The organism is Paenibacillus sp. P46E (assembly GCF_001909095.1).
In the GTDB taxonomy this organism is placed as follows: Bacteria; Bacillota; Bacilli; order Paenibacillales; family Paenibacillaceae; genus Paenibacillus_AQ; species Paenibacillus_AQ helianthi.
Genome location: NZ_LVYZ01000001.1, coordinates 43,947 through 56,525 on the forward strand (window position 1 = coordinate 43,947; position 12,579 = coordinate 56,525).

Consider the following 12,579-nt stretch of genomic DNA (forward strand, 5'->3'; position numbering starts at 1 on the left):
ATTAGATCTTCAGTACGCCGCCCTTGCTGGCATTGGTAACCAGCTTGGAGTAGCGGGCCAGATATCCGGTTTTCACCTTCGGCTCAAAGCCTTTCCAGCCGGTGCGGCGGACAGCCAGCACTTCTTCATCAACCAGCAGCTCGATCTTGCGGTTGTTGAGGTCCAGCTCGATGATGTCGCCGTCTTCAACAAAGGCAATCGGTCCGCCTTCAGCGGCTTCTGGCGAGATATGCCCGATGCTGATTCCGCGCGAAGCACCTGAGAAGCGGCCATCGGTGATCAGGCCTACCTTAGCGCCAAGACCCATACCGACGATCTGTGAGGTTGGAGCGAGCATTTCCGGCATGCCTGGTCCGCCCTTAGGACCTTCATAACGGATAACAACCACGTGCCCTTCCTTGACCTTACCGTTGGCGATACCTTCGAGCGCCTCTTCCTGAGAATCGAAGCAGATAGCGGGACCTTTATGGTAGCCGCCAACAGAAGCATCTACAGCACCGACTTTGATGATCGAACCTTCAGGAGCAAGATTGCCGTAGAGGACAGACAGACCGCCTACTACGGAATAAGGATTGTCCAGCGTATGAATGACACTCGTATCCTGGATCTCATGCCCTGTGACATTTTCAGCCAGTGTTTTGCCGGTAACCGTCATGCAATCTCCGAAGATTGCCCCCGGTTTCTTGAGCAGCTCGTTCAGCACGGCGCTTACGCCGCCTGCCCGGTCCACATCCTCGATGAAGATATCAGATGCCGGAGCCAGCTTGGCCAGGTAAGGGACGCGGTTGGCAACCTCATTGATACGTTCCAGCGGATAATCAATTTCAGCTTCCTGAGCGAGTGCCAGCGTGTGAAGCACAGTATTGGTGGAACCGCCCATCGCCATATCCAGTGCAAAGGCATTGTCGAGAGATTCCTTGGTTACGATATCCCGCGGTTTCAGATCCAGCTTGATCAGCTCCATCAGTTGGGTCGCTGATTTGCGTACGAAGGCTCTGCGTTCTTCTGCTACGGCGAGGATTGTGCCGTTACCCGGAAGGGCGAGGCCCATCGCTTCAGCCAGACAGTTCATGGAGTTCGCTGTGAACATCCCGGAACAGGAGCCGCAGGTCGGACAGCCGTATTGTTCAAGTTCAAGCAGCTCAGCATCGTTGATTTTGCCGACCTGGTGAGCGCCGACGCCTTCAAATACGGAAGTGAGGGAGAGCTTTTTACCCTTGCTGTCTACGCCGGCCTTCATTGGACCGCCACTGACAAAGATGGTCGGGATATTCACACGCAGCGCGCCCATCATCATGCCCGGGGTGATTTTATCACAGTTGGGAATGCAGACCATGCCGTCGAACCAGTGTGCGGAAACAACAGTTTCCAGGGAATCGGCGATGATCTCGCGGCTTGGCAGGGAATAACGCATCCCGATATGTCCCATCGCGATACCGTCATCGACGCCGATTGTATTAAATTCAAAAGGAACACCGCCGGCTTCACGGATGGCTTCCTTGACGATTTTGCCGAATTCCTGCAAATGCACGTGGCCGGGAACGATATCGATATAGGAGTTGCAGACCGCGATAAACGGCTTGCCGAAATCCTCCTCTTTTACGCCTGCTGCCCGCAGAAGACTACGGTGCGGAGCGCGGTCAAAGCCCTTTTTGATCATGTCTGAACGCATTTTCTTGTCTGCCATGATGATATTCCCCTCCTAATTAAATGTAAACCGGATATAGTGTCGCATTAACGCATTACAATCCCAAAAGCTGCGTATCTGCGGTTTATAGAAGGAACGGGGTCCAGCTTCTTGCGGAAACAGAAGGAGGGCGAAGCCGTTTCTATAAAATATCAGCGGATATAATACGAACGTTATTAGAGAGTCTATCACAAAAGGCCTCATTTTTCTACCGGACAATGTGAAGTTTGTCGAGAGGAGACTCTCTTGCAGGACGTGAAAAAAAGCCCATCCCGGAGGGGAAAGGCTTATTTGGAATTATGTTACAGTGACCGGCGCAGGGCTGCACGCTGCAGGGTGATCATCCAGTCTACAGAAGGCTCGACCAGGGGATGAAGCACGCGTCTGACTGCTGGCTGGGCCAGAAGAACCGTGAAGGAGACAGCACAGAGCAGCAGGGCCGAAGCTCCGGCGGCATTGCCAAGATACGTGTAAATCCCTGACACAGCAGCAAGCCGGACCACAAAACCGTGCAGCAGGAAGACATAGAGGGTGCGGCGGCCCCAGTCCGTCATCCGGCTCAGCCGGTAAGGCACCCATCCCAGAAAAGCGAGGGAAGCGGCAAGCTGCAGTCCGTACATTCCCAGCCGGTACACTCCCGCATACCATTCAGGAGCATCAAGCTGCATATAGGTCATGCTGCCGTACAGCCAGCCCAGCGGGAGTTGTGAACCGAGCATGCCCAGAATCAGGAGCAGCAGTACAGATGCGGCAGCGGCAGCGATTTTGACAGCTTTGGTATAGATCCGGGCCAGCGCCTCGAAGGAGAAATGATAGCCAATGACGAAAAACGGCAGATAGACAAAGGTACGGCTGATGCTGAACCAGACACCGTCAAGCTGCAAATAGCCGACCGCGACACCAGCCGAAACGGCGAAAATGATTTGTGCGGCTTTGCTCCATCTGCCAATGCCGAGCATCAGGAGACGCCAGCAGGCATGACTAGCAAGAAACCAGAGCAGCAGATAAGGAGCGAAGAAGGAGTGGTGAATATTGGATACGCGGAAGACGGAAACATCCAGCGCTGAATACAAAGTCTGAAAAATGAGGTATTGTAGTCCAATTTGAAGCAGAACCTTGCGGCCAGCGGCTCCAGTGAGGCTTTTTCCGGCAAAGTAGCCTGTTACAAGTACGAACAGCGGCATATGGAAGCTGAAAATCCACAAATACAGGCTGTGCATTCCGCTAAGGGTACCAATCAGAGGCTCAATCGCATTGCCGGCAAATACGGTAACAATAAGCATGAAGCGCAAGTTGAGAAAAAAGGTTTCTCCGCGTGCTGCAAGCGAGCTTTCCCCTGCCATGAACTAACCTCCAATGGTTGCGTTTAGCAAATTACTTTAATTTTAAAATACAAGATTTTTGTAAAAACAATTGTGAAATACATCACAATACTATCTATAGTAAGCGTTATCATAGCGGATAATTGTGGCGATGTCTTGAAGGTTGTTTGATTTCCTTGATTCCACTATAATTTTCTGTATGCAGTAATCGGGAGTGAACACCATTGAGAAAAAAAATAACCAAGCGCCGCGTTCTATTAGGGATTCTTATCATTCTGGTTGCGGCGGGTATATGGGTATGGAGATATCTGACACCTTACACACCGGACATAAGGGCTGAGAATGCACTGATCTCCGCAGGTGGTGTCAACGTGGAGCAAAATGATAACTGGATTTCGTTTGAGCCTTCCGTCACGCTTGGAACGGCTGTGATTTTCTATCCGGGTGCGCTGGTTAAAGCGGAGGCTTATGCTCCCCTGGCCCAAAAAATCGCCGCCGCAGGGCATCCCTTCTACATCGCCAAAATGCCGCTGAATCTTGCAGTGATCAAGAGCGATGCCGCCGAAGAGATCATCCGAGTGCATCCGAAGCTGTCCTTTGTGCTGGGCGGGCATTCGCTGGGCGGGGTTATGGCTTCACGTTTTGCGGCAGAGCATGCAGACCAGTTGAAGGGCGTGTATTTTCTGGCCTCCTATCCCGATGAGAAAGGCAGTCTGAAAGATACAACGTTATCCGTTTTGTCGGTTCTGGGCACCGAGGATCAAGTGGTCGATCAGGCTAGCTACAATAAAGGACGTTCCTATCTGCCAAGCAATACCGTATATTATTCGGTCAAAGGCGGAAATCATGCCCAATTCGGAAGCTACGGCAAACAGAAGGGTGACGGGGAAGCCACCATCTCAGAGGATGAGCAGCAGACGCTTACCGCACGGTCAGTGCTGGATTGGCTCGGCAATCTGCGTTAACCCATATCCTGTCCACAGGAAAGGAGCCGAAGAATGGCTATACTGCATGTAAATGAGTTAGCTGTACCCTGCAAGGGTATATTGTTCGATAAGGATGGTACCCTGCTTGATCTACTCGCTACCTGGGGAACCTGGGCAGACCTGATGCTGGAAGGACTGGAGAATCAACTCGCACTTATTGGAAAAGAAAACCGCCTGGGCTCAGGCATCGCCAAGGTGCTGGGCACGGTCCATGACGCCGCGGGGAAAGTGATCGGATATGATCCTGCCGGACCGTTGTCAATGGCGACCGCAGAGGAGACGGGCGGCATTCTGGCGTGGCAGCTGTATTCAGCTGGAGTGCCCTGGAATGAAGCCCTGGCCCGTGTAACGGCCATCGGCAAGGAAGCGATGAACGAGATGCGCCGCCGCAAGTCGGCACAGCCGCTGCCGGATCTGCTGCCTTTCCTGCAGCAATGTGCGGCAGCTTCATTGAAGCTTGGCGTAGTCACCTCCGACGGTTCTTCCACCACCGGAGAGCAGCTGGAATGGATGGGGATCACGGGTTATTTTGACACTGTGGTTACGAGAGACCGTGTGACCCACGGTAAGCCTGCGCCTGAAATGGCGGAGACCGCCTGCCGGGAGCTGGGCCTCAAGCCTGCGGAAACGGTAATTATCGGTGACAGCAATGCCGACATGCAGCTCGGCAAAGGGGCAGGCCTGAGGCTGTCCGTTGGCATATCCCCAGCTGGGAGCACCGCTCATTTACTGGATGCAGATACCGTTATCTCCGGGTTTCATCAGCTTCGCCTCACAATCTGAGCTTTATATAGAAAGGATGCGTGCAGACTTATGGATTCATTGCAGACACTGGTTTCCTGGATCAAGGACAGCGGTAACATCGTTTTTTTTGGGGGCGCCGGAACATCCACAGAAAGCGGGATTCCAGACTTCCGCTCGGCGGCAGGTCTGTATAGGGAGCAGCACAATTCGCCTTATCCGCCGGAGGTGATGCTGAGCCGCAGCTTTTTTATGTCCTCTCCGGACATTTTTTTTGACTTCTACCGCAGTAAAATGATTCATCCGGAAGCGAAGCCGAACGGTGCGCATCTGCTGCTGGCGGAACTGGAGCGCGGTGGGAAGCTTAAAGCTGTCATCACGCAAAACATCGACGGTCTACATCAGCTTGCCGGAAGCCGGCGCGTGCTGGAGCTGCATGGTTCCATTCACCGCAACCATTGTATGGATTGCTCGCTTCCGTATGGGCTGGACCAGGTGCTTGCAATAACGGACACCGTTCCGCGCTGCCCGGCCTGCGGCGGGATCATCAAGCCGGATGTGGTGCTCTATGAAGAGGAGCTGGATCATGATGTCCTTATGGAATCTGTCGCGGCCATCGCGGCTGCAGATCTGATTATCATCGGAGGTACTTCGCTTACTGTGCAGCCGGCTGCCAGCCTGATTACTTATTTCCGTGGCCGGCACACAGTGCTGCTGAACGGAGAGCCGACCCCGTATGATCATAAGGCAGACCTGATCTTGACCGATCGCATCGGCGAAGTGATGGGCAGATTACAGAAGTTGCTGTAGCTCTCAGCAAATGCAATACGGTCGCTGTAATCCATGCTGCATGATCCTGGGAGATTACATTGATCCCGGGAGGTTTAAAATAAGGGAAAGAACGTGAACTTGAGAATGTTGGGCCTATCATTGCGGCGGAATGCCTTATTATTTAAGGCAATTCCGCAATGATCGTTATCCATTCTCAAGTTCATCTTGTATAGCACGACATCAGCGAAACGAGAGGCAGGGATGGATAATGGTATATGTGGCTAGCGAAGAACGGTATGAAGTGATGCGTTATAACCGTACAGGCAAAACCGGCCTCAAGCTTCCGGCAATTTCACTGGGACTCTGGCATAACTTCGGCGGGATCAATGCCTATGAGAATGGCCGGGACATGATCACCCGGTCGTTCGATCTTGGAATTACCCACTTTGATCTGGCCAATAACTACGGCCCGCCTGCGGGGTCCGCAGAGGAGATGTTTGGCAGGGTGCTCGCTCGCGATCTGGCGCCATACCGCGATGAGTTGATTATTTCAACCAAAGCGGGGTATTATATGTGGCCGGGTCCCTATGGGGACTGGGGTTCACGCAAATATATGCTGGCGAGCCTCGATCAGAGCCTGAAGCGGCTGGGGCTGGATTATGTGGATATTTTTTATTCGCACCGTCCTGACCCGGAGACGCCGATGGAAGAGACGATGGGTGCGCTGGATACTGCTGTCCGTTCCGGCAAAGCGCTGTATGTGGGGTTGTCTAACTACACAGCGGAGCAGACCGTGGAGGCCGTCCGTATTCTCAAAAAACTCGGCACACCGCTGCTGATCCATCAGCCCCGTTATTCTATGCTTGACCGCTGGATCGAAGGCGGCCTGCAGGACGTGCTGGAGGAGCACGGTGTCGGCAGCATCGCCTTCACCCCGCTCGCACAGGGCCTTTTGACTAATAAATATCTGAACGGCATTCCAGATGATTCCCGGGCAGCAGGTCCGTCCGTATTTCTGAACGAAAGCCGGATTACACCCGAAGTGCTTCGCAAGATCCACGCGCTCAATCAGCTTGCCGTCTCGCGCGGCCTGTCCCTGGCGCAGTTCGCACTGCTCTGGACCCTGCGCGGCGGGAGAGTCACTTCCGCGCTGATCGGCGCAAGCCGGGTCAGCCAGATCGAGGAGAACATTGCCGCATTATCGCATGGCGAGTTCTCACAAGAGGAGCTGGACCGGATCGAGACGATCCTGAAGACGGACAGCGAGTCCTGAGAACAGCCGCTTTTATAATCATCTGCACTCACATAGCAAAAGCCCGCTTCCTGATTGGAAACGGGCTTTTGCTGCAAGCGGATGAGTGGCACTTGCTGCGGCTTGCCGATTCGAATAACAGCATCTCGTATTCAATTCTAAGGGATGGTTACCCATTCGGAGAACAGCTGATGATCCGTGAGTGAAGTGGAAAAAGTAGACCTGATTCTAGACATTTGGCGATTTAAGCGCCATTAGTAGGAATAAGTAGACCTAATCTGCTCCATATCGGATAATCATCTTCATTTGGCTCAAAATAGGTGTACAAAATCCACTAAGCGTCTGTATGAGCTAGAATTCTGCAGATTAGTGATACAAATTCCAACATAGCACTCATCGGGTGCAGGATGCAGCCGATGAGTGCTGAAATCCAGCACCGGATCGATTCAAACTTCTGCTGCGCGCCATCTGGGGAATTACTGTGCGCATCCAGTACCTGCTGTTGCGCCATCAGGGGGATTACTGTGCGCAATCATTGCCTACTACGCGCCATCGGGGGGATTACTGGTGCGCAATCATTGCCTACTACGCGCCATCCGGGGGGCTACTGTGCGCTATCCAGTGCCTACCGCGTTCCATCCAGCAGCCTACATCATCCCACCCGGCGGCCTAACAGTGTGCCACCCAGCGGCCTAACAGTGCGCCACCCAGCGGCCTAACGTGCGCCACCCAGCGGCCTAACGTGCGCCATCCGGCGGCCCGGCGGCCTAACAGTGCGCCACCCAGCGGCCAACAGTGCGCCATTCGGCGGCCTACCATCTCGCAGGCTCTTGTCTGCAAGCTCCGGCCTTACCCAAAGGACATATAGTTGTTCTAAGTTCAGAATATTAACAGCCTATTTCTTCTCTCCATGCCTTGCCGTTGTAATACGGTAAGAGGTGGGCGACTGGGCACAGAGGCGTTTGAACTGGCGGGAGAAGTACAGAGCGTCCGTCAGTCCGACCGAGGCGGCAACCTGCTCGACGGACAGCTCCGGGCGCTCGCGCAGGAGCTGTCGTGATTTCTCGATGCGCAGCTTGAGCAGATAAGTAACGGGCGAGAGGCCCGTTTCCTGCTTGAAGATGCGTGAGAGATAGGCGCGGTTGTAGCCAAGGCTGGCGCACATCTGCTCTATGGAGACGGGATGGGCGTACTGGGCGGCCATGTAGTGGATCATTTGCTTCACGGTGCGCTTCACCTGGGATTCCGCGCCGGGAAGCCGGGAGGAGGAGAGATGCAGCCCGGCTGCTTCGCCGACAATCAGGTATAGATAGCCCAGCGAGGTCAGATGGGCGCTCTCTTTGCCCGCATAGAAGGCGCGCATCATCCCGGCCAGTGCGCCGGGAAAGGTACTGCCTTCGACGGTGGACAGGACCGGCTTCTGCGGAGTGAAGCCGGCCTGCAGCACGAGCGCGTCTGCGTCCGTGCCGGTGAATGCAGCCCAGCGGTAACGCCAGGGCTGATCTTCGTCAGAGAGATAGCTGACCAGCTGTCCGGGATGAATCAGGAAGCAGTCTCCCGGTCCCAGCTCGTATTTCCGCTCTTCCGTCCGGAAGGTTCCGAAGCCGGATTCGATGAAATGCAGCAGGAAGTAATCATAGATTTTGGGGCCGGCCTGATGCAGCGGGAGCGTCTGGCTCTCGCCGGCAAAAAGCACATGTAAGTGCTGATTGTCGTAAACCACCGGATTTGATCCTACGGAATAAGTATGTTCCACACTGGAACCGCCTTTCCCCCGTTAGCGCTATCATAGCCCTAAGGGCGGGTGAATAAGAAGCATAATCATACTTTTGATTATATCGCTTCTTTTACGGGAAGTCACATTTGTCCATACATTACACACATGATTGCATTATCAGGGCAAGTCTGATTTTATTATAATGTAAGCATAAACGAAGCAATACGATTTCCAAAAGTTAAAACAAGAAGCAGCGAAAGGATGGAGTGGCATTAATGAGCATACAGGATCTGAAAGTCAAATTTATCGAGAAGTATGGAGAGAGCACAGAGGAGGCGCGTGTATTCTATGCTCCGGGGCGTGTAAACCTCATCGGTGAGCATTTGGACTACAATGGAGGTTACGTGTTTCCCGCAGCACTGGACTTCGGAACCACACTGATTGTGCGTCCGCGCAAGGATGGCAAGGTTCAGTTCGCATCGACGAATTTCCCATATGAGGCCTCGATTGACTACAGTGAAATCGGCAAAGCTAAAACTGGCCAATGGGTAGACTACCCGGTCGGTGTGATGGTGGAGCTGGCCAAAAAAGATCTTCCGGTATCCGCAGGCTACGACCTTCTGTTCCACGGCGAAATTCCGAACGGCTCAGGCCTGTCCTCTTCGGCTTCCATCGAAGTGGTCACCGGGTTTGCCTTCCTGACGCTGCTTGGCGGAGATACGGATACTGTAGAAATCGCTTTGTTGTCCCAACGCGCGGAGAATCAGTACGTAGGTGTGAATTCAGGAATTATGGATCAGTTCGCCGTTGCCAACGGCAAGCGTGACCAGGCGATTCTGCTCATGTGCGATACCTTGGAATACAGCCTGATTCCTTTTGTAACCGGCGCCTACAAGCTGGTGATTGGCAACACGAACAAGAAGAGAGGCCTGGTGGACTCCAAATACAATGAGCGTCGCAGCCAGTGTGATGAGGCCTTGGCAATTTTGAAGCAGGAGGTTCCTTCCCTGTCTTACCTGGCAGAGATGAAACCTGAACAATTCGAAATTCATAAGGACAAAATCACCGATGAAACCGTAAGACGCCGCGCCCGCCATGTAGTGGAAGAGAATCAGCGTGTGCTCGATTCCGTGGAAGTGCTGAAGAACAACGACCTGAAGCAGTTCGGTTTATATATGAATGACTCCCATGTCTCGCTCCGCGACCTCTATGAAGTCAGCTGCGAAGAGCTGGATGTCATGGTGGAAGAAGCACAGAAGATTCCGGGTACGCTCGGCTCACGCATGACCGGTGCAGGCTTTGGCGGCTGTACTGTATCGCTGGTGCATGAAGATGATGTAGAACGGTTTATCCGTGAAGTAGGAGAAGCCTACAAGAACAGAACCGGCTTGACCGGCGAGTTCTATGTATGCGGAATCGGCAATGGCGTAGAAGAACTGAAAGGAGTGAAGTAAGATGGCGATTCTGGTAACAGGCGGAGCAGGGTATATCGGTTCCCATACAGTAGCAGAGCTGCTGGACCGTGGCGAAGAGGTAGTGGTGATCGATAATCTGCTGACAGGACACCGTGAGGCGCTTCTGGGCGGCAAGCTGTATGAGGGCGACCTGCGTGACAAGGTAACACTCTCCAAGCTCTTTTCGGAAAATAAGATCGATGCTGTCATCCACTTTGCTGCAAGCTCGCTGGTTGGCGAGAGCATGAAGGACCCGGTTAAATACTACGACAACAACGTTTACGGTACACAGTGCCTTCTGGAAGCGATGCAGCATGCCGGTGTGGACAAAATCGTCTTCTCTTCGACTGCAGCAACCTATGGCGAACCGGAAAAAGTGCCGATTGAGGAAACCGACCGCACCGAGCCGGCCAATGTATACGGCGAAACCAAGCTGACCATGGAACGGATGATGTCCTGGTTTGACAAGGTGCTGGGCATCAAATATGTGGCGCTGCGCTACTTCAACGCTGCAGGTGCACATGCCAGCGGCAAGATCGGCGAAGACCACCGTCCGGAGAGCCACCTCATTCCGCTGGTGCTGCAAACCGCACTGAAGCAGCGCGAGAGCATTGCGGTATTCGGTGACGATTACCCGACTGAGGACGGAACCTGTGTGCGCGACTATATCCATGTCAGCGATCTGGCCGATGCCCATGTACGGGCCGTCAACTATCTGCGCAGCGGCAGCGCCAGCAATATTTTCAACCTGGGCAACGGGCTGGGCTTCTCCGTCAAGCAGGTCATTGAAACTGCGAAAAAGGTAACCGGCCTTGATATTCCGGTGGTAATTCAGGAACGCCGCGCCGGAGATCCGGCTGTACTGGTAGCTTCCTCCGACAAAGCCCGCTCTGTGCTTGGCTGGAACCCGCAGCATGCCGATGTCGAGGGGATCATTCAAAGCGCCTGGAACTGGCATTCGGCCAATCCGCAAGGGTACGGGGAATAAGCTACAGCACATGAAGGAGAATTGAAATGAATAACGATAATAATTCCGCTCCATCTGTGGAAAAAGCGCTATATGCGATCGAGCAGCTGGTAGGGTTTGCCATCCACAAGCAGCTGATTCAGCCCGCAGATGTGGACTACAGCCGCAATGAACTGCTGGATCAGTTTGGCTTCAGCGAGCCGTATGCTGCCGAATTCGCAGAAGCTCCGCTGGAGAGTCCGCAAGCCCCGCTGGATGTTCTGATTGACTATGGCTTTGAAGTAGGCCTGATTCCTGAAAATTCGGATACGTACCGCGACCTGTTGGATGCCAAGATCATGGGCCTCCTCATGGCCCGTCCTTCCGAGGTAAATGCCGAATTCTACAGCCTCACAGCTGAAAAGGGCATTCAGGCGGCGACGGACCGTTTTTACAAGTTAAGCATAGATTCCAATTATATCCGCATGGACCGGATCTCCAAAAATGTGTTCTGGCTGCAGGAATCTCCGTACGGTGACATCGAAATGACGATTAATCTGTCCAAGCCGGAGAAAAACCCGAAGGAAATTGCCATGGCCCGGCTGCTTCCTCCTCCGGTCTATCCAAAATGCCTGCTATGCCGCGAGAATGTCGGTTACGCCGGAAGGCTCAATCATCCGCCCCGGCAGAATCTGCGTGTGATTCCGCTGAAGCTGAATAATGAGAAATGGTTCCTCCAGTATTCGCCTTACGTCTACTACAACGAGCACTGCATCGTGTTCCATCACGACCATGTGCCGATGAAGCTGACTAAGGATACGCTTAAGCGTCTACTGAGCTTCGTGGAAACCTTCCCGCATTACTTCATCGGTTCCAATGCGGATCTGCCGATTGTCGGCGGATCGATTCTGACCCATGATCATTTCCAGGGCGGCCGCCACACCTTTCCGATCCAGAAGGCGCCGAAGGAGGCTACCTTTACTCATGATGCTTATCCGGGTGTAAGCCTCAGCATTGTGAAATGGCCGATGTCGGTACTGCGATTGCAGGGTGCAGATCCGGCAGTGCTGCTGGAATGCGGGAATTCGATCTATGAGGCCTGGCAAACCTATAGTGATCCTGCAGCTGAAATACTGGCCTCAAGCGAGGTGGACGGGGAGCAGACGCGGCATAATACCGTTACACCTATCGTGCGCCGGGCAGAGGACGGCGGTTTTGAAATGGATCTGGTGCTGCGCAACAACCGGACCAGTGAGGCATATCCTGAAGGGATTTTTCACCCGCACCGGGAAATGCACCATATCAAAAAAGAAAATATCGGGCTGATCGAAGTTATGGGTCTCGCGATTCTTCCAGGCCGCCTGAAGGAAGAACTCGATGCCATTGCCGGTATCCTGGCGGGGGATACGGCTCTGCTGGAAGCTGTGCGGTCCCAGGCAGATCATGCGCTGGCACAGCATGCTTCATGGATTGAGGAACTGGCCGTCCGATTTGGCACGGCCATGGACCGTGAAGAAGCAGTCAAGATGGTGCAAAATGAGGTCGGCATCAAGTTTACCCATATTCTTGAGCATGCCGGTGTGTACAAACGTACCGCGGAAGGTCAGGCGGCGTTCCACCGCTTTGCCAACAGCCTTGGCTTCCGGTGATCCTGCACGGCTCCTGTTAATCCAATAGCTCTACCCTTTGAGTGTCCCCTGCCG

The 12,579-nt window shown here is 53.6% G+C and carries 10 protein-coding genes; 7 read left to right on the top strand and 3 right to left on the bottom strand.

What is annotated here, in order from left to right:
• Position 1: 1 nt before the first annotated feature.
• Entirely contained in the window at positions 2-1,687 is a 1,686-nt protein-coding gene (gene ilvD / locus A3849_RS00200) for a dihydroxy-acid dehydratase (RefSeq protein ID WP_074109619.1), read from the bottom strand.
• Between the two features lie 302 nt (positions 1,688-1,989).
• On the bottom strand, positions 1,990-3,030 hold the full coding sequence (locus A3849_RS00205) for an acyltransferase family protein (RefSeq protein ID WP_074109620.1): 1,041 nt from the start codon (positions 3,028-3,030) through the stop codon (positions 1,990-1,992).
• A gap of 203 nt (positions 3,031-3,233) precedes the next feature.
• Here A3849_RS00205 and A3849_RS00210 point away from each other — a divergent pair, with 203 nt between their 5' ends.
• From A3849_RS00210 to mgrA, 4 genes are all read left to right on the top strand, one after another.
• Entirely contained in the window at positions 3,234-3,974 is a 741-nt protein-coding gene (locus tag A3849_RS00210; protein WP_074109621.1) for an alpha/beta hydrolase, read from the top strand.
• Between the two features lie 33 nt (positions 3,975-4,007).
• Positions 4,008-4,778, top strand: coding sequence for an HAD family hydrolase (locus A3849_RS00215; RefSeq protein ID WP_074109622.1), 771 nt, complete (start codon positions 4,008-4,010; stop codon positions 4,776-4,778).
• Positions 4,779-4,808: 30 nt separating this feature from the next.
• Positions 4,809-5,546 (top strand): NAD-dependent protein deacylase, encoded by a 738-nt coding sequence (locus A3849_RS00220; protein WP_074109623.1) that lies wholly within the window; start codon positions 4,809-4,811, stop codon positions 5,544-5,546.
• A 229-nt stretch (positions 5,547-5,775) separates the two neighbouring features.
• Positions 5,776-6,780 (top strand): L-glyceraldehyde 3-phosphate reductase, encoded by a 1,005-nt coding sequence (mgrA, locus tag A3849_RS00225; protein ID WP_074109624.1) that lies wholly within the window; start codon positions 5,776-5,778, stop codon positions 6,778-6,780.
• 874 nt (positions 6,781-7,654) lie between these two features.
• On the opposite strand, the gene A3849_RS00230 is transcribed toward mgrA, so the two are convergent.
• Positions 7,655-8,515, bottom strand: a complete 861-nt coding sequence (locus A3849_RS00230) for an AraC family transcriptional regulator (RefSeq protein WP_074109625.1) — start codon at positions 8,513-8,515, stop codon at positions 7,655-7,657.
• Between the two features lie 236 nt (positions 8,516-8,751).
• On the opposite strand from A3849_RS00230, the gene A3849_RS00235 reads away from it, so the two are divergent.
• Genes A3849_RS00235 through A3849_RS00245 form a run of 3 tightly spaced genes read left to right on the top strand, consistent with a single transcriptional unit; the run spans position 8,752 to position 12,525 of the window.
• On the top strand, positions 8,752-9,930 hold the full coding sequence (locus tag A3849_RS00235) for a galactokinase (protein WP_074109626.1): 1,179 nt from the start codon (positions 8,752-8,754) through the stop codon (positions 9,928-9,930).
• 1 nt (position 9,931) lies between these two features.
• Positions 9,932-10,918, top strand: a complete 987-nt coding sequence (galE, locus tag A3849_RS00240) for a UDP-glucose 4-epimerase GalE (RefSeq protein ID WP_074084689.1) — start codon at positions 9,932-9,934, stop codon at positions 10,916-10,918.
• Positions 10,919-10,944: 26 nt separating this feature from the next.
• Positions 10,945-12,525, top strand: coding sequence for a UDP-glucose--hexose-1-phosphate uridylyltransferase (locus tag A3849_RS00245; protein WP_074109627.1), 1,581 nt, complete (start codon positions 10,945-10,947; stop codon positions 12,523-12,525).
• Positions 12,526-12,579: the final 54 nt, after the last annotated feature.